This is a genomic window from Bifidobacterium criceti (assembly GCF_002286935.1).
GTDB lineage: Bacteria > Actinomycetota > Actinomycetes > Actinomycetales > Bifidobacteriaceae > Bifidobacterium > Bifidobacterium criceti.
This window is the reverse complement of the sequence record NZ_MVOH01000001.1, coordinates 62,979-86,690: the sequence shown is the minus strand read 5'-3', so window position 1 is coordinate 86,690 and position 23,712 is coordinate 62,979. Positions and strand designations below refer to the sequence as shown.

At 60.5% G+C, this 23,712-nt stretch carries 22 protein-coding genes, 1 rRNA gene and 2 pseudogenes; 6 read left to right on the top strand and 19 right to left on the bottom strand.

What is annotated here, in order from left to right:
- A 16S ribosomal RNA gene (locus tag B1526_RS00365) occupies window positions 1-421 on the bottom strand; the annotation flags it as partial.
- A 1,123-nt stretch (window positions 422-1,544) separates the two neighbouring features.
- On the opposite strand from B1526_RS00365, the gene B1526_RS00360 reads away from it, so the two are divergent.
- Entirely contained in the window at window positions 1,545-2,297 is a 753-nt protein-coding gene (locus tag B1526_RS00360; RefSeq protein WP_095614161.1) for an SIR2 family NAD-dependent protein deacylase, read from the top strand.
- Between the two features lie 12 nt (window positions 2,298-2,309).
- On the opposite strand, the gene B1526_RS00355 is transcribed toward B1526_RS00360, so the two are convergent.
- From B1526_RS00355 to B1526_RS09025, 9 genes are all read right to left on the bottom strand, one after another.
- Window positions 2,310-2,765 carry a DUF3021 family protein gene (locus tag B1526_RS00355; protein ID WP_157908647.1) on the bottom strand — a complete coding sequence of 152 codons (456 nt, stop codon included), beginning with the start codon at window positions 2,763-2,765 and terminating at the stop codon, window positions 2,310-2,312.
- Window positions 2,766-2,831: 66 nt separating this feature from the next.
- Window positions 2,832-3,305 (bottom strand): LytTR family DNA-binding domain-containing protein, encoded by a 474-nt coding sequence (locus B1526_RS00350; protein ID WP_095614151.1) that lies wholly within the window; start codon window positions 3,303-3,305, stop codon window positions 2,832-2,834.
- A 365-nt stretch (window positions 3,306-3,670) separates the two neighbouring features.
- On the bottom strand, window positions 3,671-4,936 hold the full coding sequence (ilvA, locus tag B1526_RS00345) for a threonine ammonia-lyase (protein WP_095614150.1): 1,266 nt from the start codon (window positions 4,934-4,936) through the stop codon (window positions 3,671-3,673).
- A gap of 103 nt (window positions 4,937-5,039) precedes the next feature.
- Complete coding sequence (locus tag B1526_RS00340) at window positions 5,040-6,860, bottom strand: glycoside hydrolase family 13 protein (RefSeq protein WP_095614149.1); 1,821 nt, start codon at window positions 6,858-6,860, stop codon at window positions 5,040-5,042.
- Window positions 6,861-6,996: 136 nt separating this feature from the next.
- Window positions 6,997-8,820, bottom strand: a complete 1,824-nt coding sequence (locus tag B1526_RS00335; RefSeq protein ID WP_235606947.1) for a Sip1-related alpha-galactosidase — start codon at window positions 8,818-8,820, stop codon at window positions 6,997-6,999.
- Window positions 8,817-9,224, bottom strand: coding sequence for a type IIL restriction-modification enzyme MmeI (locus B1526_RS09230; protein ID WP_095614148.1), 408 nt, complete (start codon window positions 9,222-9,224; stop codon window positions 8,817-8,819). Before B1526_RS09230 ends, B1526_RS00335 begins: the two co-directional genes overlap by 4 nt.
- 138 nt (window positions 9,225-9,362) lie before the next feature.
- Window positions 9,363-10,262, bottom strand: a complete 900-nt coding sequence (locus B1526_RS00325; protein WP_095614147.1) for an NgoMIV family type II restriction endonuclease — start codon at window positions 10,260-10,262, stop codon at window positions 9,363-9,365.
- Entirely contained in the window at window positions 10,213-11,208 is a 996-nt protein-coding gene (locus B1526_RS00320; protein ID WP_095614146.1) for a DNA cytosine methyltransferase, read from the bottom strand. Before B1526_RS00320 ends, B1526_RS00325 begins: the two co-directional genes overlap by 50 nt.
- A gap of 165 nt (window positions 11,209-11,373) precedes the next feature.
- Complete coding sequence (locus tag B1526_RS09025) at window positions 11,374-11,529, bottom strand: hypothetical protein (RefSeq protein WP_157908646.1); 156 nt, start codon at window positions 11,527-11,529, stop codon at window positions 11,374-11,376.
- 277 nt (window positions 11,530-11,806) lie between these two features.
- On the opposite strand from B1526_RS09025, the gene B1526_RS09410 reads away from it, so the two are divergent.
- The 4 genes from B1526_RS09410 to B1526_RS00300 all read left to right on the top strand — a co-directional run bounded on the left by B1526_RS09410 (window position 11,807) and on the right by B1526_RS00300 (window position 13,415).
- Window positions 11,807-12,109, top strand: a complete 303-nt coding sequence (locus tag B1526_RS09410; protein WP_095614145.1) for a DUF4417 domain-containing protein — start codon at window positions 11,807-11,809, stop codon at window positions 12,107-12,109.
- Window positions 12,060-12,638: a hypothetical protein gene (locus tag B1526_RS00310; protein ID WP_162287901.1), complete on the top strand. Its 579-nt coding sequence runs from the start codon at window positions 12,060-12,062 to the stop codon at window positions 12,636-12,638. The genes B1526_RS09410 and B1526_RS00310 overlap by 50 nt, the downstream gene beginning before the upstream one ends.
- Before the next feature lie 211 nt (window positions 12,639-12,849).
- Window positions 12,850-13,119, top strand: a complete 270-nt coding sequence (locus B1526_RS00305) for a type II toxin-antitoxin system RelB/DinJ family antitoxin (RefSeq protein WP_095614143.1) — start codon at window positions 12,850-12,852, stop codon at window positions 13,117-13,119.
- Complete coding sequence (locus B1526_RS00300; RefSeq protein WP_095614142.1) at window positions 13,119-13,415, top strand: type II toxin-antitoxin system RelE/ParE family toxin; 297 nt, start codon at window positions 13,119-13,121, stop codon at window positions 13,413-13,415. The genes B1526_RS00305 and B1526_RS00300 overlap by 1 nt, the downstream gene beginning before the upstream one ends.
- 57 nt (window positions 13,416-13,472) lie before the next feature.
- Here the strand turns inward: B1526_RS00300 and B1526_RS00295 are convergent.
- From B1526_RS00295 to B1526_RS00270, 7 genes and pseudogenes are all read right to left on the bottom strand, one after another.
- Window positions 13,473-13,601: pseudogene (locus B1526_RS00295) on the bottom strand (carbohydrate ABC transporter permease); the annotation flags it as partial.
- A complete protein-coding gene (locus tag B1526_RS09020) occupies window positions 13,583-13,729 on the bottom strand; it encodes a hypothetical protein (RefSeq protein WP_157908645.1) in 147 nt (48 codons plus the stop codon). The pseudogene B1526_RS00295 and the gene B1526_RS09020, both read right to left, overlap by 19 nt.
- Before the next feature lie 11 nt (window positions 13,730-13,740).
- Window positions 13,741-14,445: a PaeR7I family type II restriction endonuclease gene (locus B1526_RS00290; RefSeq protein WP_095614141.1), complete on the bottom strand. Its 705-nt coding sequence runs from the start codon at window positions 14,443-14,445 to the stop codon at window positions 13,741-13,743.
- The gene (locus B1526_RS00285; protein WP_095614140.1) at window positions 14,442-16,037 is read right to left on the bottom strand and encodes an Eco57I restriction-modification methylase domain-containing protein; all 1,596 of its coding nucleotides are present in this window, start codon (window positions 16,035-16,037) and stop codon (window positions 14,442-14,444) included. The genes B1526_RS00290 and B1526_RS00285 overlap by 4 nt, the downstream gene beginning before the upstream one ends.
- Window positions 16,038-16,177: 140 nt before the next feature.
- Window positions 16,178-17,080 (bottom strand): carbohydrate ABC transporter permease, encoded by a 903-nt coding sequence (locus tag B1526_RS00280; RefSeq protein ID WP_162287907.1) that lies wholly within the window; start codon window positions 17,078-17,080, stop codon window positions 16,178-16,180.
- 3 nt (window positions 17,081-17,083) lie between these two features.
- Window positions 17,084-18,073, bottom strand: a complete 990-nt coding sequence (locus B1526_RS00275; RefSeq protein WP_162287906.1) for a carbohydrate ABC transporter permease — start codon at window positions 18,071-18,073, stop codon at window positions 17,084-17,086.
- Between the two features lie 24 nt (window positions 18,074-18,097).
- Window positions 18,098-19,393, bottom strand: a pseudogene (locus B1526_RS00270) (ABC transporter substrate-binding protein).
- A 152-nt stretch (window positions 19,394-19,545) separates the two neighbouring features.
- On the opposite strand from B1526_RS00270, the gene B1526_RS00265 reads away from it, so the two are divergent.
- Complete coding sequence (locus tag B1526_RS00265; protein ID WP_095614139.1) at window positions 19,546-20,748, top strand: ROK family protein; 1,203 nt, start codon at window positions 19,546-19,548, stop codon at window positions 20,746-20,748.
- Window positions 20,749-20,763: 15 nt separating this feature from the next.
- Here B1526_RS00265 and B1526_RS00260 read toward each other — a convergent pair whose 3' ends face one another.
- Together B1526_RS00260 and tadA are read right to left on the bottom strand one after the other, a co-directional pair.
- Entirely contained in the window at window positions 20,764-23,019 is a 2,256-nt protein-coding gene (locus B1526_RS00260; RefSeq protein ID WP_095614138.1) for an alpha-galactosidase, read from the bottom strand.
- Between the two features lie 124 nt (window positions 23,020-23,143).
- Entirely contained in the window at window positions 23,144-23,620 is a 477-nt protein-coding gene (tadA, locus tag B1526_RS00255; protein WP_407640972.1) for a tRNA adenosine(34) deaminase TadA, read from the bottom strand.
- Window positions 23,621-23,712: the final 92 nt, after the last annotated feature.

Here is a 23,712-nt window from a genome sequence, read left to right as displayed (position 1 = left end):
AGGCCTCCATCCCGCACGCGGCGTCGCTGCATCAGGCTTGCGCCCATTGTGCAATATTCCCCACTGCTGCCTCCCGTAGGAGTCTGGGCCGTATCTCAGTCCCAATGTGGCCGGTCACCCTCTCAGGCCGGCTACCCGTCAACGCCTTGGTAGGCCATCACCCCACCAACAAGCTGATAGGACGCGACCCCATCCCACGCCGCAAAAGCATTTCCCACACCACCATGCGGTAGGTGCGGCACATCCGGCATTACCACCCGTTTCCAGGAGCTATTCCGGTGCATGGGGCAGGTTGGTCACGCATTACTCACCCGTTCGCCACTCTCACGGCCGGTGCAAGCACCAACCGATCCCGTTCGACTTGCATGTGTTAAGCACGCCGCCAGCGTTCATCCTGAGCCAGAATCGAACCCTCCACAAAAAAACCTTCATGAAGACATCCAACAGATGACTCATAATTTCCAAAAGAAATCAGACGGACCATCCAATAAGGAAGGACGGTCACACAAAAACCCCGACACCCATCAAACCCCCTCGGGTACCACACGGGCGGGCATCGGACTGGCAATCAAAAGACCACCACACAACCAAAAACATGGTCGCATGATGAAGTAGTACAGTACACACTATTGAGTTCTCAAACCACCACACACAGCCCACGAACCACCAGGACCCAGTCCCGAAGCTCACCGACCGGCAGCAAGACAAGAAACTTACACCACCCCCAACCAAAACGCAAACCCACCCCCAACCAAACACCCCCAAAACCCAACAAACACAACACCACCACCGGCGTGTCGCAAACCACCCCACACCACCCCAACCACCCAACACCACCCACAACAACCACCCACAACACCACAACCACCCGCGTGTCGAAAACCACTCCCAACATGTCACACACCACCAAACACGCACCCACCACCACACCGGTAGCGCCCCCACCAACGACACCACAGTCCACGACGACCCACAACCAGAGGCCCTCCCCTGATCAGCACCACCCCACTGCGCAACAACACACGACGCAAACAGACCCCCATCCATCCAGCGTCATCCACCATGCAGGCATTCGCGACGCCGCAGGCATCCCCGCGACCAGCGACACCAGATCTTGCAGTGCCACACGATACTGACGCTGACCAGTCGACCAGCAGCCCCGTGCGATACGGAAACGCACGACGCTGATGGAAGGCACGCGTCGTGCCGCCCCTCAATCTGCGGCAACGCGCGACACATACAGGCACCAACCCCACAACCGGCGGCGACGCGCGACGCAAACAGGCACTACTGCGACCAGCCGCACCGCACTTTGCGGGAACGCACGACGCCGGCACTCTCCCAGCGACCAGCGGCACCACAACCTGCGGCAACGCACGACACCGGCGGGTACATCCACACAAACGCGGCACAACACAACACAACAAACGTGGTGTAGAACTGAAATCAGCGGCACACGATGCACACCGCGTGCACCGCGATGATCAGGAAAACAGGGACAGGAGCACGGCGCAATGACGGACACGACAGCAGCGGGCACACCGATGAAGAAAATCATGGTATTCACGGGAGCGGGCATCTCCACCTCGGCGGGGATCCCCGATTTCCGCGGCCCCGACGGCGTATGGACGAAACATCCGGACCAGATGCAGGTGTACGACATCGACGCGTTCCTCTCGGACAAGGAAGCGCGCGAATACTCGTGGCGGTGGCAGAAGGAATCGCCCGTGTGGAACGCGAAGCCCGGTGCGGCGCACTATGCGCTCGTCGATTTGGAGAAAGCGGGACTGCTCAGCCTCATCGCGACACAGAACTTCGACGCACTCCACGAAAAAGCCGGCAATAGCCCGGACAAAATCGTGAACCTGCACGGCACGATCGGCACATCGCATTGCCTCACATGCCACGCGCGCTACGACACGGCGGACATCATGGCGAAGCTCGACGAGGAACCCGATCCGCATTGCCACCGTAAGCTGCCGTACAGCGGCAATATGCCCTGCAATGGACTGCTGAAAACAGACGTCGTGTACTTCGGGGAAATGCTGCCGGAGGGTGCGATGGAGCGTTCGATCCGCGCGGCGCAGCAGGCGGACGAATTGTGGGTCGTCGGTTCGACGCTTGAAGTGTTCCCGGCCGCGAGCATCGTGCCGGCGGCCGCGCAAGCGGGCACGCCGATCACGATCATGAACATGGGGCGCACACAATACGATTCGCTCGCGGACCGTCTCATCCATGACGACATCGCGACCGCACTGCCTGCGCTCGTCGAGGAGACAATCGCCGCGAACAAGTGAGTGCAGCCGCGCTCAGTTGCGCCGCTGACGCAACTTGAGCTGCGCGTTCATGCGGCGCACGTCGGCGCGGAACACCACACCGCAGATCGCGGAGATGACCGCCGTGAACACAACGACGCACACGATGGTGCTCACAACCGCCCACGCGCCGTATTGGCGCGGAATCCAGCCGATCCACCACGCGACGAGCATGTAGACGACCGTGCCCGGCGCGAGCGCGATGAGCATCTGCGCCCATTTCGCGAGGCGGTCGTTGAGCCAGACGACTGCCGGCGCACCGTAGGCGACGCCGATCGCGAGCATCGCCGCGAACTGCTTGACGAGGAGCGCGCCCGTATCGCCGCCCATCACAAGACCCGCGATCGCCGAGAACGCCATCGAGATGAACGCGGCGATGCCGATGCCGACCGCCGTGTATTTCATGAGTGCTTTGCCGACGCCACTGTTCGACTCAAGTCCGTTGTTCATATCAATCTCCTTTACGATATGTATTGACGATATTGAATTGTTGAATATAGGACGCGCCGCGCGCATTCACATGCCGATCGCGGACTTGAATGCGCCGAGGTAGCGTCGTGAGATCCATTCGACGGCGCCGTCGTGCATACGTACGCCGTACGCGCCGCCGAAGCCGCTTTCGACGCGGTCGATCGCGTTGATGTTGACGATCGCGGATTTGCTCACACGTACGAAATCCGCCCCGAGCTGACGTTCGAGTTCGTAGAGTCGGCTGTTTGTTTTGAGCGTGCCCTTCGTCGTCACGAGCTGCACGGCGCCGTTGTCCGCGCGCGCGACGATGACGTCGGGGATCGGCACGACAATGGCGTCGCCGCCGCGTCTGCCGAGCACCGCGTTGCACAGGCCGCCTTCGCGTTCGATGATCGTCGCGTCGGCGCCGATCGAGGCGAGCAGTTCGACCGCCTTGTCGAGCGCGGCGCACGACGCGCGCGCCGCGATGCGCGCCTCCTCGTGCCCCACTGTGGGTCCGACCGACAATTCGACGCGCATGGCCGCGCTCCTCTCTTCCGTTTCTTCGGTTCCGCCGTTGCGGACCGTTACCGCAACCGTACCCGAATCGTCCATCGGAAACCCCGTCGTTGCGATGAGCGGTACATTTCACGCGACAAGCGGCGTTGTACGCGCGCGAACCACGCCGCACAACGCGCGCGACAACAACAAAAAGGACCGGGCATACGGAACATCGTTCCGTATGCCCGGTCCTTGGTTCGTCATGATGTCTGTTTCACGTGCAACATGCACGCACGCGCACGTTGCACGTGAAACTCATCGATGCCACGTACGCGATCACCATCGATGTACGGATCTGCGGAATCCGCACAATCCACAGAACCACAGATCCGTACAATCCGGCATCAGTAGATGCGTTTCGGCGTGTAGCCGGCCTCGCGCATCATCTGCATGACCTGCTCGATGTGTTCGGGACCGTTCGTCTCAACGGTGACGCCGAGCGCGACTGAATTCGTATAGTGGCCGTTCGCCTTGAACTGGTCATGGTCGAGTGCGATGACGTTCGCGCGCGCCTTCGCGAGGATCGTCGCGACCTTGACGAGCTGGCCCGGCGTATCCGGCAGTTCGACTTCGAAGTTCATGATGCGGCCGCGCGCGATCATGCCCTTCTGGATGACGGCGCCGATTGTGACGGTGTCGATGTTGCCGCCCGACATGATCGGGACGACGACATGCTCCCCTTGTGCTTCCGCGAACTTGCGCGAGCGCAGGTTGAGGTGCTCGAGCGCGGCGAGTGAAACGGCGCCCGCGGCTTCGACGACCATCTTGTGCTTTTCGAGCATGAGCAGGATCATTTCGTTGATGTCGCGCTCGGAGACCTCGATGAGGTCGTCGAGGAACTCGTTGAGGAGCGCGAACGTGAGGTCGCCCGGACGGCGCACGGCGACGCCTTCCGCCGATGTGACGACTTTGTCGGCGGCGACGACACGGCCCGTGTCGAGTGATTTGCGCCATGCGGGCGACCCTTCGGGGATCGCGCCGATGACGCGCACGTCGGGGCGGAACGTCTTCACGGCGAGCGCGACGCCCGCGCCAAGGCCGCCGCCGCCGAGCGGCACGACGATGTCGGTCACGTCCGGGACGTCCTCGAGGATCTCCATCGCAATCGTGCCCTGGCCGCACAATACCTCGTAGTCGTCGAACGGCGGCACATAGGTCATGCCTTCGTTCTGGCTCAGTTCGATCGCGTATGCGGCGGCCTCGTCGAACACGTCGCCGTGCAGCACGACGTCCGCGCCGTACGCTTTCGTCGCGTCCACTTTGAGCGGAGGCGTGATCTCGGGCATCAGAATCGTCGCTTTCGCGCCGCGTTCGCGCGCCGCGTACGCGACGCCCTGCGCATGGTTGCCTGCGGACGCGGTGACGATGCCGCGGTCGAGTTCTTCGTCGGTGAGCGACGCGATCTTGTTGTAAGCGCCACGAATCTTGAACGATCCGGTCACCTGTAGGTTCTCAGGCTTGAGCAGGATCTTGTGGCCGGTCATTTCCGACAGGACCGGGGACGCGATGATCTGCGTATGTTTCGCGGTCCCATCGAGTCGTTCGGCGGCCAGTTTCAATTCGGCGGCATGGTCATGCCACATCGCTTGCAACACATCTTTCTGTTCCATAACCCGTTATTGTAAGGTTCCGCACGGTTGCGGCCACTCCGGCGTCCGCGTAGTGGCCGCAACCATGAGGCAGATCCGCATATCGTGTCCAGTGCATCCGCCGTCACAGCTGGACGACGACGCCTTCCCATTCGGCGAGCTCGCCCTTCGCGATCGACTTGACGCTGTGGATCGCGTCATAGGTGCTCAGCACCACATGATCCTCCCCCACGCCATCGCGCAGCAGCTCCTGTACGCGCGCTGGCAGTGCCGCATGCCTGCCGCTCAGGTTGATCATGACGAGCATGCGGTCCTCGCCGAGTGTGCGCGTGAACGCGTACACCGCCGCGTCATCGTCATCGACGAGTTCCCACTCGCCGGCTGCGACGACCGGGCTGTTGTGCCGCAGGTTGACGAGCTTCTTGTAGAACGCATACACGGAGTCCGGGTCGTCGAACTGCGCAGCCGCGTTGATCTCCACATGGTTCGGGTTGACCGAGATCCACGGTTCGCGCGCCGCGTCCGCCGCCGTGAAACCGGCGTATCGCGAGCCGTCCCACTGCATCGGCGTGCGCGCGTTGTCGCGGCCGAACATCGCGAGCGCGCCCATCATCGATTCACTGGTCTGCACGTGCGCTTCCTCGACGCGCTGGCGGTATGCGTTGATCGCTTCGAGGTCGCGGTACTGTTCGAGTTTCGTGAAATGCGCGCCCGTCATGCCGAGTTCCTCGCCCTGGTAGATGTACGGCGTGCCCCGGTGCAGATGTATGAGCATGCCGAAGGCTTTCGCGGAGTGTGCGCGGTTCTCTTCGTCCGAGTCGTCGCCCCACCGTGTCACGACGCGTGGCTGGTCGTGGTTGCATGTGAACAGGCTCGCCCACCCGCGGTCATGCACGGCTTCCTGCTGCGCTTTGAGCTGTTCGCGCAGATGGCGCACGTCGAACTTGACGATGTCCCATTTGCAGTCGCCTTGGTCGATGCCGACGTGGTCGAAGAGGAACAGCATGTCGAGTTCCTTGTTCGCCGGGTCGGTGATGTATTCGTTGCGCACGGCGTCGACGCCGGGGGCTTCGCCGACGTTCATGTAGCCGCCGCGCTTCTCGAAAACCTCACGTCGCATCTCCTTGAGGAACTCGTCGATGCGTGGGCCGTCCGAGCAGAACGGGTACGGCGATGAGTAGCCTTCCTCGCCGACCGGGTAGTCGTCGATGTCGGAGCCGGGTTCGCCGGGGAGCCGTCCGTGTGTGTCGACGACTTTTGAGATCTGGGTGATGACGTCCATGCGGAAGCCGTCGATGCCGCGGTCCATCCACCAATTCATCATGTCGTACACGGCTTGGCGTACCGCCGGGTTCTCCCAGTTGAGGTCGGGCTGTTTCTTCGAATATTGGTGGAGGAAGTATGCGCCGCGCTGTTCGTCGTATTGCCATGCGGAGCCGCCGAAATACGATCCCCACTGGTTGGGTTCGGCGCCCGGTTCGCCGGGTGTCTTGCCTTCGCGCGCGGGGCGCCACCAGTACCAGTCCGCCTTGTCCGAGTTTGGATCACGTGATTCCTGGAACCATTGGTGTTCGTCGGACGTGTGGTTGACGACGAGGTCCATGATCACCTTGATGCCGCGCGCGTGCGCCTGTTCGAGCAGTTCGTCCATGTCTTCCATCGTGCCGAAGAGCGGATCGATCGCCTGATAGTCGGAGATGTCGTAGCCGTTGTCGTCCTGCGGCGACTGGTAGACGGGGCTCAGCCAGATCACGTCGACGCCGAGGTCGGCGATGTAGTCGAGGCGGCTTGTGATGCCTTTGAGATCGCCGATGCCGTCGCCGTTGGAGTCCTGGAAGCTGCGCGGATAGATCTGGTAGACGACCGCGTTCGCCCACCATGGGTTGGGTGTCGCGCCGTTCGTGCGCACGTCGTCGGGGATGGAAGGTCGGTTGAGGGTCGTCATGTGTGCAGCTCCTTCGTTGGTGTGCCGATGGTTTCGAAGATGAGAACATCGTAGTCTCCGCGTATTTTGTTTCCCATTCGCTGTGCGCTGTTGGCGTGTGGGAAAGTATTTTGTGCGGATGTGCGATTGTCGTCGGTCACTGTTCGTCGTCAGAGGATTCGTATTCGATTGCGAAGACGGCGTATTCGCCGTAGGACAGCTCGATTGTGAATGGTTCGTTGGCGCCGATCTGCGTATGGTCTCCGGTCTCCAGATCACGCACCGCATATGCCGATCCGTCACCGCCGATGTGTGCGGTCTGCCGCGCGTCCGTGTTCAGCCCGAGGAACATGACGACCTCTTCGCCGCGGAACGTGTTGCGGATGCCAAGGGGCACCGTGGAATGCACCGGATCGGCGAGCAAACTGCCTATGACCGGTACGCCCACGCCATCGGGATGTGTCAGCACGCCGTCTTCGTCGAAGAACGGCCACAGCGTCTCCGGTTCGGTTTCACCGAGCGCGTCGGAGCAGTAGATCGGACCACCGCTGAACCAGCGCAGCCATGCGTGCACATGCGCGTCGGGGTGCTTCGTCCAGAACATGTCCCAGTCGCAGTGGTAGAGGCAGCCCATGAGCAGTGAGCAGTAGGCGTTCTCAATCGCATGTTCGGGAAGCGATTCGGGGATGCGCGGGAAGAAATCGTCGCTTGTGCGTGTGATCGGCGACGTCGGGCGGCTCCAGTAGTTCTCAGGCGCCATGCCCATGCAGTTGATGAGCGCGTTATTGAAGCATGCGGACGCCGCAAGGTCCACCGCACGATGCCGCACGAGCAGCGTACCGTACGATTGTGCGCCCCTCGTGAGCACCGACATCGTGCTCTGCGCATCCACCTTCGCAAAGTCGACGCCGGCGTGGGCGAGCGCTTCGTCCCACTGCCACCAGAACCGTCCGCAACCGAACTCGGCACGGCATGCGCCATCCACACGCACATCCGATGTCGGCTGTGCAGATGGCACGGTCATGCCATCCGGCAATGTCTCGAACATGTATCCGCGCGCATTGAACGCATCGGATTCGAGGTCGACGCCTCCCCAGTACCCGTGGAACGCCTGCCATACGCCCACATATCGCACACCGTAGTCCCGTTTGAGCACGTCGATCGTGTGCGCGAGCCCTTGGGGGAAGCGGGTGGGATCGGCTTCGAAACCGGTCAGCTTGTTGTTGTGCGTCTGCGACCAACCGTCATCGATCAGTACCCACGAAACCGGCACCTGTTTTGCCTTGAATTCGTCCATCTTGGCGAGGATGCCGTCCTCGCTCACGTCCTGCCCAAGCGAATCCCACGTGCACCAGCCAAGGCCACGCAACGCCTCCGGGAACGGACGACCATCGATCGCCGCGATGCCGTTGACGTGTGCGGCACGTCGTGCGCATCGTTCAACGAGCGCATACGGGTCATCCCCGTGCGCGTACAGCAGCGCGAGGCCCTCCACCGTCGTATGCCCCACCTGATTCGTCGACACGTCGACTGCCACCTCACGCGCGCATCCTCCGGCACCGCGGATATCAGCGCGGCATTCCCCATTGCTCACCGCGAGCAATACATGCCAACATCCGTCCGCCGACCGCCACAGCACCATCTGCGTGCGCTCCGGCACATCCTCGAAACCGTTCACCCAAGACGGCCTCATCCACCACTCCTTGTGCTGGTACAGGCACAGGATCGGCGATTCCGGCGCGGGCTGCGCATATCCGGTCAGTGCACATGTCACGGTGAGCGAACGCCCCGGCTGGAATGTGGCGTGCTCGAGGATCGGGTTCTCGACGGACAATTGCGCGTGCACGGCGATTTCGATGAGGCCGCGGGTCGTCTGCGGTTCGGCCGCATCGAGCGGCAATGGCACGTCGCTACGTTCACCGGTGGGTCCGTATTCCGTATGCGCCGTCACCGCTGTGACGTCCAGCAGTCGTCGTGTCACCGGCGCTCCTTTGTGCGAGTGAGGCGTGCATAGTCGGCGAAGAGGAGTTGGAGGCGGGCGTCATCGTCGGATCCGAACCATCGTGGCGCACCGAATGCGCGGTCGACGAGCTTGTCGAGGTCCTCGTGGGCTTTGCGCAAGTCAAGCGGCATCACGTAGGGATCATAGAGATCAGCGAGCGACTGCCCAGAATGCTGTTTGCGCACGTCGAGGATCCGTTGACCCGCCGCGATGATCTGCGCGCGCATGTCATCGGTGATCTCGGGCAATGGGAGATTGTTCCACACGACTGTATTCGAGAAATTGCAGGCGGATTTGAGACGACCGCCGATGCCTTTCTGCCACGCCATGAACATCCTCGATTCGATAATGGCGAACGCGAAGCCATCAGGATCAGATTCCATTAAACAGTAAATCATTAGTGGCGGCCTATATATTGCACCAATCACGCAGTGCATCCGCGTAATTTCCACCGAGCATTGCATGACAGATGACAAAGACTTGCACTGAAGCATCTATCTATGCCCCGCGTCAATTACTTACTATATTGCCAAATCAAGCGGCAAATCAGCTATGTCTTTAAGTCGCTTACCATCCACAAGCGTGTGGACTAGTTCAGCTAGGTCCTCACGCCCTATAAGCTCATCAACAGTCTCAATAAGCTCGGGGAGGAAGGCATGATACATGCAGTCGATGTCACCTGTGCCCAATGCAAGACTCGCAAGCCTACTAGGTGCCGGCTCGCCGGTCACGACGGCAATATGTGGCGCCTGCCCCTTTCGGTTACGAATGAGATTCAGAGCCTCTGTTCGTGAGTTCTGCGCACGATCGGAGCGCATGGTCCACTTGGCAGATATGGAAGCATGCAATATTGGCGCTCGCTGCGGTTCCCCAGTAGGACGCTGCCTCAGATCAGAGAGAACTGCAATTGTGTCATCCACCACAGCAAATGGCGCATTAATCATGGCATCTGTTTCTGGCAGTCGAGCAACAATGACATCAGGCGCGACTACATAATCGTTGCCTAAGGCCGCCTGCAGTACAGGATTCTGCTCCACAGCTTGTCCTAATTCCGCTAAATGCTCGTATTGCGCAAAGCTCTTCTCAGTGACGGCATTTTTATTGCCGAGTCTTCTGATTATCCACTCACCCGGCCGCAGATGTCCCAGGTGCGGAAACGTGTCGGAGATGAAGTCGCACACGGCAAACTCAAACTGGGCCCCAAGAGCCTGCCCAGACAAAGGTATGCGCGGCTCCTGCTGGGACTCATCCAACACGCGTTGCATGATGCCGTAGCCAATAGCTTTGCTCACGGTTTGACTCACATCAGCGTTTGAGGCGACGGCCTCACCTTTCTTTACCGTATACCCAAGCACACCGCGTTCAATCAGCCTAGCGTGGAAGGTCTGCCTTGCTCTCGCCAACAACGCTTGCTGCTCCATCTGCCACCTCCCATGCGTGGATAATCTGCTGACCTACTCTACGTGCCACTGCCGGCGGAAACGCATTGCCAATCTGCCGGTACGAGGCAGTTTTGCGGCCCACGAATTTCCACCCATCATCGAATCCCTGAATGCGAGCAGCCATCCGAACGGTCAATCGCGGGGTAAAGTCATTAGGCGCGTCAGCCGGTGGGTTACCATCTGCGATACCTTTTCCATCAACTCCCAGCTTGGCCCATGCACGTTTCGCTCTGGTGGGCCCCAAGTCGGCACCGCCGTGGAGTTTCGACCCACCAACAAGCGTTGGAGCTATGGCATCCGCTCGCCGAGCCCAGCCTGCTGCTCCTTTCCAACCATCTGCAGCCATCAGGTCCTCCAACAGTGCACCAACAGTTGGTGGGTTTACCTCATCAGGTTCAGGCCAAGTAAAATATTTCATGTCAGCAGGCCTCAGCGCCACACAGATGACGCGTGGACGTAATTGACTAACCCCGTAATCACTAGCTTGAAGCAACCGCCACTGCGGACTATATCTGTATCTCCTGAGCCTGTCAGACACATTTTTGCGGAACACGTCGAACTTCGGATCGAGTAGTCCTCGCACATTTTCAAGCATGACGCCACGAGGTTCGACCTGTCGTATGATCTCTAACGCCCGGTTGAATAGCTCTCGCTCATCAAGTTCACCTAACTGCCTACCCGCGACAGAAAATGGCGGGCACGGGACGCCACCACTGATCAGATCTACACCCTTGTAATCGCTCGGATCCCACTCGCGCAAATCAGCCTCTATCACATTCCAGTTTGGCCGATTGAGCCGCAATGTTCCACAAGCATGCTTATCTATTTCGACTAACGCAACGTGTTTGAAGCCAGCGAGTTCAAGCCCATACGCCTGTCCACCAGCGCCGGCGCATAGTTCCACGTCAGTGTATTCTGTCGCCATTAACCACTCCTTTATATGCATAGCCGAAAGACTATCTAAAACCGCCGGCACAGCTTAACCAAAACGGCTTATTCCCGAGCCTCACACGGTGTGCGTTATAACAATACAACATAACACTTCTCTCGGCGTGAACCCGTTCGCGGCGGTTTTGTATTCCGGTTCCGCCTACTTCTCCAGATCCGGACGGCCAAGCACATCGCGCACGAGCCCGTTCCAGAACTTCTGCGTCTGCTGTTTCTCCCCAACGATGCGCTGGGTTCCGCGCACCGACCATGCATCCACGAACTGCTGGGTGATGTGCTCAAGCGTGGTGTTCGACATCAGATTCCCTCTCCTCTACATCCATGTCAGCTTTGCGTGCAGCTGCCTTGCCTGTGCGCCAACACCACCCAGCATACCGTGCCGCCACACGGTGGCTCTTGGGGCAGCAAGGACACGGTTAAGGACACGATACGTGACAAGGTTACTCATGTGTTGTCCTTTCTGTCCCCAACGAGGTTATTATGCCACTTATTGATTGCAATCAGCGCATGGAGGAGACGACTCTCCTCACCTGCCTTCTCAACGATGGTGAAGGTTTGGAAATCGAATACGAACGATGCAGAGACCTTCCTCACGAGGATACTCAACCATCTCCATCGGGTCGCTCGGCTGCCTGAAGAATCAAACCAACCAGCGTATATTCATCAAGGGACTCGCGCACGTCATGGGCAGACTCAGCCCGAAGACCCTAATCATCTACGGCAATGCACCAGAACCGATCTTCGCGCCGTACGCGAAGATCGGCGTGACATTGCTGCGTTTCCCCTCTCAGATCGAGCTCGCCCACCGGCAAAGGGAGGGAATAGATAATGGGACAAGGATACTCAGGAGACATTATGGTAGATGCATCTTTCAATGACGCCATGATCGGCATGCTCAAGAAGACAATCGGTACGCAACTGGTGTCTTTGGAATGCTTGAAGTTGGACAAGTTCGATCGTACATTTGCATATGCGACAATGACAACGTCGGCCTCTCGCATTGAGTTCGCTGACGAGGAGCAACTCATTGCCTATCTTGGAACCACGGAGGATTGGCCAATCCTAACTTGCCGAACCATACCCAACGATGACCACTATGAGCCCTTCACCAACCAAACGTCGCACAAGTACCCATTGTTGGGGACGGTGCAAACCATCGAAATCATCAATGAGACAATAATGTTCCCCGATGACGAGTATGAACTCACACGAACCCTATGCATCTATATCCACACTGACCAAGGAACCGTATCCATTGGTGCATTGTCCCTGTTCGCTGAAGATTTGACCGTAGGAATGAACACCGTTCCCATCGTGCTCCCTTCCATACAGGAAGTTGAACAGGCATGGCGGGAGCATCCCGACGATGATGTCCGCGTGACGCGCAGCGTTGTACAAGTACAGTGAGTCGTCACCGATGGCGAACGACAATGGTGCGCGGATATGGCGGTCGACCGCATCCGCCACTCCTTGTGCTGGTACAGACAGCGGACCTGCGATTTCGACGTGGGTTCCACGATCCATTCAATTGTGCGCTCGTCTGCAGGAGTATACGATTGCGATATACTGATGTAAGACATAAACTTACTACTGTCTTACGATAGAGATTGGAGTCGATATGACTATGTCATCTGTGACCGTCCGCGTCGACGCACGCACCAAAGAGCAGGCAGCCAACATCGCAGAGGATTTCGGACTTGACCTCTCCAGCGTGACTCGCGCGTTCTACCGGCAGATTGTTCGCGAGCATAGGATCCCCCTGAATCTCTCCTATCCTGATGCGCCCCAGGAGACCGTTGAGGCACTCGACGAGGCCCGCACCATCGTCAGCAAGAAGTCCGCGCGTTTCGACAACGCCGACGAGATGTTCGAGTCCTTGGATATCTGATGTTGAAAATCGATTACACCAAAGCGTTCGAACGTGACATCAAACGTCTGAAGCGTAGGCACACGGACCTCGCCGAATTACGCGAAGTCATTCGATTAGTGTCTGAAGACACAATGGAGTCCAAGGAAACGTTACGCCGCAGGCATCGCGCACACAGGCTTCAGGGAAAGAACTGGGCAGGTGTTGTGGAATGTCATGTGGGTAATGCTGGAGATTGGCTTACCATTTGGCTGACCGAAGATGGCACGGCAATTTTCCTACGCACAGGAACACATGCGGAGATTTTCGGCGCATAACGTCCTGCACAGTGGTCGGCCGCACTCGGTTCTCGAGTGCGGCCGACCGTATAGGGGCAGCGGAACCATAGCCATCAGATAGCTCGCGAACGCCTGCGGGTAGTTCGTCGCGAACTGCGAACTGAACACATACTGCGCGAGCGGGATCGTCTGGTCCTGTTGGTTCGTCAAGATGATGAGCGGCAGCCTGTCAAATCGTCGGGAATGGTCTCGGATTCGGCCATCCGCTCATCCGCGAGCGCCTGCTCTTCATCCATGCCGATCATGGTGAGCAGCTCTTGGTCACGCTCGCTGTATTCGCGCTCACCGTTCATGTCAGATCCACCTATGCCCTATGGACCTGTAGCGCCATGACAATATTGGCGATGAATTTCTCATAGGTCATTTCAGAGGAAGGTTCGGTTACTTCGCGCGTGTCAGGATTCGCATATACGAGCCATACCGCCTGATAGAGGCTTTGGCGGCGCAATCGTTCGCACAGGATCCTGAAACGGTCAAGGTAGGACGTCTGAAAGAACGTTGCGTCAATAGGGAAATGCATGGATCGAAAAGCCCTGCTTTCCATGCGACTCTCAGCACAATCGCGGATGATCATCACATATCCCATGACAGGCGGAATACTGGCATGGCCAAACAAGTCATTGTCAAACGCCACACGCGCGTCAAAGGCCGAACCAATGGACTCCTCAGCCCTATTGTTCGCATTATTGCCAAAAGAACTGCTGATGCTTTTCAACTCGACGGCGGCCACAAGGGCGGAATCCTCAAATGCCAGAAGGTCCCAATTTTTCGTGGAGCGGAACCATCCCGGCAACGTGCATAGACGTCCATGCTCGTACACGGAGGTTGACTGGAAGCCACCAGCCACCAGATCCTGCTTGATGATTGCCGCTATCGCATCCAAATGGGTGCCCGACGTGATGCCCCGCCTGCCTCCTTGGTCGGTATGGCCACGGAGCGCCTGCGCCTGTTGGGCCTGAGCGACCCTGTCATACATGTCAAGAATGGCGTTTTTGATATCGTCCCTCATCCCATGTTCTCCTCATATGCAGCGATGGCGAAATGGGTCGCCATCGCTCGGTCATTGTTCATGAAAGCCCGGGCGAGTCCGGCCCGGTTCTCTTCACTCACCTTCGCATACTGTGGCATATGCACGAGGCGCAGATACTGTGCTTGGAAGCGCAGGGTACCGCCCCGCATCTTGACCCCGAACGCATCGATGAAACGCCGTGTCGTATCAGCCATGAGCAACCCACCAAGCGCCCGCATATCCCATTCGTCAGACGTCAACCAGTAGCAATTATGGTGCGGATACAGTCCATGCGAGAGGACCGGGGCTGGGTATGCCGTCATATCCGGCATCAGCAAGAGGTCGCGGTCCATCAGGTCAGGGTTCACTTTGTCAATGGTGCGGTACCAGGACGCCTCGTTCTTTTTCGCCACATGACGGTTGGAGAGCCTCGCCTTGTTCCCCATGAAATACGTTTTGAGCCGCGGATACTCCTCCAAGTCAACGAGCGTGCCGTCCGCATTCCAAGGGTTGACAAGCCATCTGCGCCGTTCCGGATTCCCCTTCCGGTAATCCCTCATATAAAAAAGGGGCATCATGCGGTCCGATTCGACAAGATGCGCGTCCTGCGTGAGGAACACATCGTCGCAGCCTGTGGCGACCCCGATGCCGAGATGCACGCCAGCCTGCTCCAGACTGGGCAATGCCTTGCTCGCCCGTGATACGAAATCAACGAGTTCATGATCGCCAATGGGATAGATCGACGTCCCTGTCGGCTTGTCGATTTCGAACGCTTCGACATGCGCGGTCGATAACGCCGTGCCGCTGCCACGAAGCCAATCGAGCAGCATATCGGCATCAGCGGGACCGAAATCCGGTTTGCAATTCGCGAAACGGAGTTTGGCGGACACGTGTCCCTTACGAATCGTCGTTATCGCCGGATATGCATCCACTGCATCATCAAACGCGTCCACACCATGCATGCGAACAAGCGAGACGAGATCGCAATCATCCCCCATACGCGCGCGCAGCAATGCACCATACTTGTTCTGTAGCCAACGGTCCGCGCATATGAAACACAACACCCCATCATCGCGGAGGATATCCAGACCACGATCAAAAAAACTGACATAGAGATCGCAACCTGCCGTCACCGAGCGCAATCTGCTGACATATTCGGAGCGTTTGTCCTTGTCGATTTCCGTCGCACGAACATAGGGAGGGTTACCCACGACAAAATCACAGCGCGGCACATCATCCAGTATGAAATCACCATGCACAAGCCACGTATCCACGAGGTCGCGCGCCTGTCCCTCCGGGCATCCAGCACTTACAAGTGCCGACGATGTCACCGTGCGCGCAACCTCCAATGAATCGGCGTCGATATCGTAAGCGCGTACAGCGTTGCGCAATGCATCCCAATCACCGTGCATCGAGGTCAGTTCCTTCGCCAGCCTTTCGGCTATCGCAACGAGAAAAGCCCCTGCCCCGCAGGCGGGTTCGACGATGACTTTCCCAGTGATGCCCTTGCCTGGCGCATATCCGGCGATGTCAAGAACCAGATCGACGACCCATCGTCTCGTATACACCACACCGTGATGTTCCGATGCCATAGCCTCCCCAATCAGTCAGTGACCGCGATAACCAACATGAACGATTATCCCACATGCATCTCACAACACAACGGTTGGCCGCACTCGATTCCCGAGTGCGGCCAACCGCATGAGAAAAGCTGGGCACCATCGCCGCCGCGCTACTTCACGGCGCCGCGCATCACTCCGCCGACGACCCACTTCTGGGCGAAGATGTAGACGATGAGCACAGGCGCCATCGCCATCAGATAGCTCGCGAACGCCTGCGGGTAGTTCGTCGCGAACTGCGAACTGAACACATACTGCGCGAGCGGGATCGTCTGGTCCTGCTGGTTCGTCAGGATGATGAGCGGCAGCAGGAAGTCGTTCCACGCCCACAGCGCCGTCATGATCGCGATCGTCGCGTTGATCGGCCCCATGAGCGGGAAGATGATCTTCCAGAAGATGCGCCATGTGCCCGCGCCGTCGATGCGCGCGGCCTCCTCAAGCGACACCGGGATCGAACGGATGAAACCGGTCGCGATGAACAGGTTCGTACCGAGACCGAGGATGACGTAGAGGATGATCAGGCCGATCTGGTTGTCGAGGTGCCACGAGCCCATCTGCTTCGCGAGCGGCAGCATGACGACCGGGAACGGCACGAACATCGCGGCGATGAAGAAGTAGTAGAGGAAGCGGAAGAACCGCTTGTCCATGTTGCGCGCGATCGCATACGCGACGAACGTGTTCGTCACGAGCGTGAGCGAGACGGCGAGCACGGTGATGATCGCCGAATTGAGTGCGGCGCGCGGATAGTCGACCTTCGCGGACGCGGCCGCGAAGTTCCCCCACTGCCAACTCGTCGGCAGGCTGAACGTGCCCGCTTCCGCAGGCGTCTTCAACGCGGTGACGACCGTGAAGTACAACGGCACGAGGATCGTCAGGCTGAAGACGGCGACGACGGCGGTGAGCCACCAGTTGATGCGCCTGTCCTTGCGGAACTTCGTCGGCGCGCCTCCCGCGGACGGCGCCGCGGCGGCGGGACGGTTGGCGGTTGGTTGGATGTTGGTCGTTGCGGTGGTCATGTCTCACACCTTCTCTTTGCTGCCGAAGAACTTGAGCTGAATGAACGCGATGATCGCGAGGACGATGAAGAACAGCACGGCGTTCGACGTCTGGTACGCGTATTCGCCGCCCGTCAGGCCGCCCTTCCAGATGAGGTACGTGACCGTTTCCGTCTTCGAGTTCGGTCCGCCGTCGGTGAGCGCGACGACCTGGTCGAATGTGCCGAGCGCATTCTTCATCGTGAGCACGAGGTTGATCGTGAAGAACGATCCGATGAGCGGGAACGTGATCTTCCAGAACTTCTGCCACGCGTTGACGCCGTCGATCGCGGCCGCTTCGTAAACCTGTGTGTCGACGGTCTGCAGTCCCGCGAGGTAGATGAGCACCGAGTAGGCGACGCCCTGCCATACGGCGAGGAAGACGATCGGGATCCACGCGTAGCGCTCGCTCGTGAGGAGCGATTCGCTCAGCCAACCAATGCCGAGCGCCTTGCCGAGCGCGGGCAGCGGCTGCATGAAGATGTACTTGAACACGTAGCCGATGACGAGCACGGCGAGCGTGTACGGGATGAAGTAGATCGCGCGGAAGCCGTTCTTGCATGCGATCTTGCCGTTGAGCGCGACCGAGAGGAACAACGCGATGACGTTGATGAGCACGGTGATCGCGATCGCGATGAGGAACGTGAACAGATAGGCGTGGCCGACGCGTTCGTCATGGAAGAGCGCGATGTAGTTCTTGATCCCGATCCAATCGTAATCGCCGTAGCCCTGCGAATTCGTGAACGAATACAGGATGCCGCGGATGAACGGCACATACAGGAACACGGCGAAGATCACGGCCGCCGGCACCGCCATCCAATAGTATGCGCGGTCGACCTTGCGGTCCGAGAACGCTGACGTGCGTTTGCGCGGCGCCTTGTTCGCGGGTTTGCGCGAGTGGTGCGTGTCGATGTCGTTCGCAAGCACGTCCTCCATCGCGCGCGCCTGCTGATCGGCGTTGGTCAACGAAGTCATGGCTGAACCTTCCTTTCCTTATGATCAGTCGCGGAAGTCGCGGGCCTGCACCTTGTCCCACTCGTTCTGCATCGAATCGACGAACTGGTTGACGTTGCCGCTCATGATCGCGGACTGCAGGTAGCCGCCGATGTTGATCGACGACGGGATGTAGTGGTCGCAGAAGTCGGCGACACGGTTGTCTTCGAAGAACGGACGCACCGTTTCGAGCGCGGGGTTGCCGAAATACGTCTCCTTGAGCGGCGTGATCGCGGACTGCGCACGCGCGTAGTCCTCAAGCTGCCGTTTGCTCATCAGGAACCTGATGAACCGCATCGCCTGTTCCTTGTGCTTGCTGTTCGCTCCCATCGTCAGCATGACGTCGTCGCCCGCCGTGAGGATCTGCTCGTCGGCGTCGTTCGACGCGGGCATCTGCGCGAAACCGAGGTCGATGTCCTTGTTGATCATCGTGATCTGCGGGATCGCGTATGTACCGAGGGGGATGATCGCGGCGGAACCTTTCGCAAAGTTCTGCGTGCCCTGCTGGTACGTGACGCCCTTCTCCCCGTCCGCATACGTGAACAGTTCGATTTCCTTCGTGACCGGTTCCGTCCAGATCTGCTTGAACGTCGTCTCGCCGTCCTTGAGTTCCGCGTAGTCGCGTTCGGGCACGAGCGTGCCCGCAAGCGACGCGAGCGGCGCCTGCGTCGTCCACGCGTCGGCGAGCGTCGCCTGGACTGGGTCGATGCCGACGTCACGGAACGTCTTGAGCATCGCCGTGAACTCGTCCCACGTCTGCGGCGGACGCTCCGGATCGAGCCCGACCTTGCGGAAGAGGTCCTTGTTGTAGATGTAGCCGGACGCGTTGCCGGCGAACGGCAGCCCGTACAGACGCTTCTTCGTCGGATCGTTCGTCTATACAAGGTTCTTCGCGATGTCGACCATGCCCTCGTTGAGGTCGTCGACGATCGGATCGTCGGTGAAGTCATGGAAGACGCCACTCGCGGCGAACATGCCGAAGCTGTAGTCGCCGTTGAACGTGATGACGTCCGGTACACGGTCCTTGACGAAGCGTGTGCGCAGATCGGTCTGCGCGTTCGCGGAATTGTTGATATTGATCCTGATGTCCGGGTTCTCGTGTTCGAATTCCTCGGCGGCCTGCTTGAACCAGTCCGCGGCCTCGGCCTTGAACTGGAAGAAATCGAGCGTGACCTGCCCGTTTGCCGCGCCGGCGCCGCATGCCGCCGACCCGAGGCCGACCGCGACCGCGCATACCGCCGCGCCGATTCCTGTGAGCGCGCGCCGTAGCGCCGAACGTCCGGCGTTCGTTGCGAACCTCATGATGACTCCCTCGTCCATTGTCCTGTTCCTCGTCGCCGGCCGTTGCTCCTTCACATCGGCCGACACCCTGAAGTCTATGGAGGCGCGTTTTTCATTCCCACTGTTCCGCGCGTCCGAAAACAGGGCAAGAAAAGAGGTATATTTATATACTCATGGAAACAAATTCAGACCCGCTCCCGTTCCCGCACTGGTTCAGCAAGTCGCAGGCGACGCATGACGTCGCGCGCGGCATCATGCAATACGGGCCGATCGCGCGCACGCCACTCGCACAGGTCTTCAACCTGTCGCAGGGCGCGCTTTCACGCATCACGAGCGATCTCATCTACGACGGCGTCATCGAGGAGATGCCTGCCGGCTCCGCGCAAGGCGGCACACTGCCCGAGGCGATCACGCCCCCTGATACGGGCGGCAGGCGCGGGCGTCCGCAGACGGCGCTGCGCATCCGCGAGGACGAACACACGTTCATCGGCGTCAACATCCACGACGGCGCGATCACGGCGTCCGAAGTCAACGCGATGTGCCGTCCGATCGGCGGCGATGTGACCGAGCCGATCACCAACCGTTCGCCCGAGGCGATCACCGCGCAGATCGCGCGCATCGTCAGTGCGGTCATATCCCCCGACGCACCGTGGCCGGCGGCGATTGGGCTGTCGCTCGGCGGGCATATCGACGACGACCGTTTCGTGACGTTCGCACCGTTCCTGTATTGGGACGCCATCGTCGACCTTGGTGCGCTCGTGCAGCGCGCGACCGGCATCCCGACGAAGGTCTACAACGACCTCGATTCGATCCTGCTGTACGAATGCTGGTTCGGTGACGCGATCGGCGTACCGCGCTTCGCCGTCATCACGATGGGTGCGGGCGTCGGCTATTCGATATCCGACTGTGGCAATCCGATCGACAACCCCGACAAAAGCTACGGCCTCGCGGGCCATGTGCTCATCGACCCCCAGGGGCCACGCTGCTCATCGGGCCATATCGGCTGCTCGCAATGCCTCACATCCGATTCGATCGCCGAGGAGTATTCAGGTATCGTCGGCCATGTCGCGACGTTCGAGGAGTTCGCACGCGACCTCCAGGCGAACACGCCGCAGGCGCGCCGGCTCGGCGAGCGCACATGCTTCCGCCTCGGCGTGCTCGTCGCGACCGTCGCGAACCTCGCGATGCCGACGACTGTGCTCATCAGTGGGGAAAGCTCGTTCATCGCGAAGAAGAACCGCGAATTCATCCGCAAAGGCATCGACACGTACCGGCACAGCCAGGCCGCGCCGGTATCGTTCACGATCCCCCAGTTCAGCTGGAGGCTATGGTCGGACTCGGCGGCCGCACGGGCGATCGCCGAGTTCATCAGTTGAGCCGGGCGTCCGCGCTCACACGCGCGTCACGCTGAAGAGCACCGCGTTCGCCGGATGGATCGACGGCGGGCGTACACCGAAGGTGTCGAGCGCACGGCCGGTCATGACGATGCCGTCCTGGTTCCACCATCCAAGCGCGCTCTGCCCGTTGCCGATCTGTGTGAACGGCTCGCCGCTTTCGAGGTTGCATGCGAGTGGCCGCACAAGGTAGTCGGCGTCCGGATTGAGCCCCGGAAGCCGCACGGGCGCGGCCGGATAGGTCTGCGACGTCGTCAGCTGCGTGAAGCGGTAGACGGCGCGCGCACCGTCGGCGCTCACGACGCCGTCGACGCGCACGGCCGGGTCGGCGGCGTCGCCGTGGACGACGGAACCATGCGCGAAATCATCGCGGTGCCGCTTGTAGGCGTCTACCCAGACGCCGAGTTCGTCAAGCGCCCCCTGCGGCTCCTTGAGCAGGTTCCATTCGATGCCGAGGTGCCCGAAGAACGCCATCGCCATGCGCATCTCCTGGCTCGTCGCGCGGTGTGTCGAATGCGCCGGGCTCGCGCCGACATGCTCGCCGATCATCTCCGGCGGCACGAGGAGCGACGTATACCGCTGGATGTCGGCGCGTTCGACCGGGTCGACGCAATCTGACGCCCAGATGCGGTCTGCGCGCGACAGGATCGCGAGGTCGACGCGGCCGCCGCCCGACGAGCAGCTTTCGATCTCAAGCCCCGGATGCGCGTCCTTGAGGTCGTCGAACATGCGGTAGACGGCGAGCGTCTGGCCGTGGACGGCCGGGCGTCCGGTGCGCGGCGAAACCGCCTCCGTCACGAATTTGTTGTGGTCCCATTTGATGTAGTCGATGCCGAGTTCGGCGACGAGCGCGTCGATGCATCCGTACACATACGCATAGGCGTCCGGGTTCGTCAGGTCGACGACCTGCTGGTTGCGCCCCTGCATCGGCAGGCGGTGCGCCGTCGGACGCAGCACCCAGTCGGGATGCTCGCGGTACATGCGCGAATCCGGATTGACCATCTCGGGCTCGAACCACAGGCCGAACTCCATGCCCTTAGCATGCACATAGTCGGCGAGCGCCTTGAGCGAACGGTCACCGTCGGGCCACACGTCCTGCGAGATCCACCAATCGCCGAGCCCCGCGTCGTCACCGCGTCGGTCGCCGAACCAGCCGTCATCGACGACGAACCGTTCGACGCCGCTCGCGGCGGCCTTGTCCGCGAGTGCTTTGAGCGTATCGAAATCGTGGTCGAAATAGACGGCCTCCCATGTGTTGAGGATGACCGGGCGCGGCTTGTCGGCGACGCCGTGCGCTGCACGCCAGTGCGCGTGTGTCGCGCGCAGTTCGTCATGGAAGCGTGAGGCGACCTCGTTGAGCCCTTCACCGTACGAACCGTAGAGCCACGGCGTCGTGTACATGTGTGCGTCGTCTTCCGTGCCGTCTTCCGCGCCGCCGTCATATGCGGGGAGCGTCATCTCGCCGCCCGCGAGCGCCTCGCCGCCGCCGATGAGCCCGGACGTGTACGGCAGGCGTTCCGCGGTCGTGCATGTATTGCCGCTCCATGCGACGTGCACGGCGTAGACGTCGCCGTGCGTGAAGCCGAATCCGGGACGGCCGGCGTTGAGCAAGAGCGTCGCGTCGAAATCGGGGCGTCCGACGAGGCTCGCCTTCTCGAAACGTCCGATCGTGAACGGCTGGCGTTGGGGCGAGCGTTCGCGCAGATGGTGGCCCGTCGTCGTCAACAGTTCGGTCATGTCCGCCGGGACCGGGAACGTGAGTTCGACACGGCCGATCTCAAGCGCCTGCGCGCGCCTGTTCGCGACCGTCGTGCGCTGGCGCACGAGGCCGCTTGCGCGCATCTCGCAACGCCAAACGATATGAACACCCTGTTCGCCGTCCTCGGCGTCGACACTCACACCATCGTCATCAATGTGGATGCCGGTCACGGTGAACCGGCAGTACAGTTCGACGCCTTCGGCACGCACGACGAAGCGCGGCGCGCCCGTCCACGCCTCCGCCTGCGTCGGCAGTACACTCGGCCACGCCGTCTCATCGAGCGCACCCGAGACGCGCTGCGGACGCAGCGCATCGACGGCCGAGGCGAGCGTACGCGGGTCGTCGAGTGGACGCCCCCAATGCACGATGCGCGGCAGTTCGTCGCCGACGAACGCGAGCGCGCACGCACTGCGCGCGTCGCGCTCCTCGAGGTAGACGATGCGGACCCCGTCGCCGCCGCTCGTCGTCGTGTGGAAATCGTTGATCGTCGTCATAGTGCCGCCTTCCCCTTTCGGATGCGTCATTGCAATGGTTGGTGCATGTCTCACGACCATCGTAGGCAATCGCGCATTCCTTGACAGCGTTCGGTGTGTGCGGCGAAGCGCGCAAGAAAATCGACTATGACGCGCGCCGTGTCCGGAAGAACGCGGCGAGGCGTCCGGCGCACGCGCGCTCCAGCACACCGCCGACGATCTCGGGGACGTGTCCGACGTGGGGGTCGCGTGGGATGTCCCACACCGAACCGCATGCGCCAAGCTTCGCATCCCACGCGCCGAACACAATGCGTCCGATATGCGTCTGCAGGCATGCGCCCGCGCACATCGGGCACGGTTCGAGCGTCACGACGAGCGTACAGTCGTCGAGGTTCCAATCACCGCGCGCGGCGGCCGCCTCACGCATCGCGAGGATCTCGGCGTGCGCGAGCGGATCGGCGTCGCGCTCGCGCATATTGCGGCCACGTCCGACGATGGCACCGTGCGCGTCAAGCACGATCGCGCCGACGGGCACATCCCCGCCCTGCGCGGCCTCGTCGGCGAGCGCGAGCGCGGCGCGCATCCATACGCGCGTGAGCGCGTTGTCCATCGGTGCGGTCATTTCGACTCCTTACGCGGCCATGTCCATATCATCCTCAGCCATCCCACACTCATGATACGGAACGTGACGGCATGCCGGCACCGTCGCACCAT

Excerpts from the sequence above, each read along its gene's own strand:
- B1526_RS09020 (WP_157908645.1), bottom strand. The coding sequence starts at position 13,729 with ATGAACGGTGAGCGCGAATACAGCGAGCGTGACCAAGAGCTGCTCACC.
- B1526_RS00305 (WP_095614143.1), top strand. The coding sequence starts at position 12,850 with ATGACTATGTCATCTGTGACCGTCCGCGTCGACGCACGCACCAAAGAG.
- B1526_RS09410 (WP_095614145.1), top strand. The coding sequence starts at position 11,807 with ATGCAGAGACCTTCCTCACGAGGATACTCAACCATCTCCATCGGGTCG.
- B1526_RS09025 (WP_157908646.1), bottom strand. The coding sequence starts at position 11,529 with ATGTCGAACACCACGCTTGAGCACATCACCCAGCAGTTCGTGGATGCA.
- B1526_RS00280 (WP_162287907.1), bottom strand. The coding sequence starts at position 17,080 with ATGACCACCGCAACGACCAACATCCAACCAACCGCCAACCGTCCCGCC.
- B1526_RS00310 (WP_162287901.1), top strand. The coding sequence starts at position 12,060 with ATGGGACAAGGATACTCAGGAGACATTATGGTAGATGCATCTTTCAAT.
- B1526_RS00290 (WP_095614141.1), bottom strand. The coding sequence starts at position 14,445 with ATGAGGGACGATATCAAAAACGCCATTCTTGACATGTATGACAGGGTC.
- B1526_RS00275 (WP_162287906.1), bottom strand. The coding sequence starts at position 18,073 with ATGACTTCGTTGACCAACGCCGATCAGCAGGCGCGCGCGATGGAGGAC.
- B1526_RS09230 (WP_095614148.1), bottom strand. The coding sequence starts at position 9,224 with ATGGAATCTGATCCTGATGGCTTCGCGTTCGCCATTATCGAATCGAGG.
- B1526_RS00350 (WP_095614151.1), bottom strand. The coding sequence starts at position 3,305 with ATGCGCGTCGAATTGTCGGTCGGACCCACAGTGGGGCACGAGGAGGCG.
- B1526_RS00300 (WP_095614142.1), top strand. The coding sequence starts at position 13,119 with ATGTTGAAAATCGATTACACCAAAGCGTTCGAACGTGACATCAAACGT.
- B1526_RS00285 (WP_095614140.1), bottom strand. The coding sequence starts at position 16,037 with ATGGCATCGGAACATCACGGTGTGGTGTATACGAGACGATGGGTCGTC.
- B1526_RS00320 (WP_095614146.1), bottom strand. The coding sequence starts at position 11,208 with ATGGCGACAGAATACACTGACGTGGAACTATGCGCCGGCGCTGGTGGA.
- B1526_RS00260 (WP_095614138.1), bottom strand. The coding sequence starts at position 23,019 with ATGACGACGATCAACGATTTCCACACGACGACGAGCGGCGGCGACGGG.
- B1526_RS00360 (WP_095614161.1), top strand. The coding sequence starts at position 1,545 with ATGAAGAAAATCATGGTATTCACGGGAGCGGGCATCTCCACCTCGGCG.
- B1526_RS00265 (WP_095614139.1), top strand. The coding sequence starts at position 19,546 with ATGGAAACAAATTCAGACCCGCTCCCGTTCCCGCACTGGTTCAGCAAG.
- B1526_RS00340 (WP_095614149.1), bottom strand. The coding sequence starts at position 6,860 with ATGACGACCCTCAACCGACCTTCCATCCCCGACGACGTGCGCACGAAC.
- B1526_RS00325 (WP_095614147.1), bottom strand. The coding sequence starts at position 10,262 with ATGGAGCAGCAAGCGTTGTTGGCGAGAGCAAGGCAGACCTTCCACGCT.
- ilvA (WP_095614150.1), bottom strand. The coding sequence starts at position 4,936 with ATGGAACAGAAAGATGTGTTGCAAGCGATGTGGCATGACCATGCCGCC.
- B1526_RS00355 (WP_157908647.1), bottom strand. The coding sequence starts at position 2,765 with ATGAACAACGGACTTGAGTCGAACAGTGGCGTCGGCAAAGCACTCATG.
- tadA (WP_407640972.1), bottom strand. The coding sequence starts at position 23,620 with ATGACCGCACCGATGGACAACGCGCTCACGCGCGTATGGATGCGCGCC.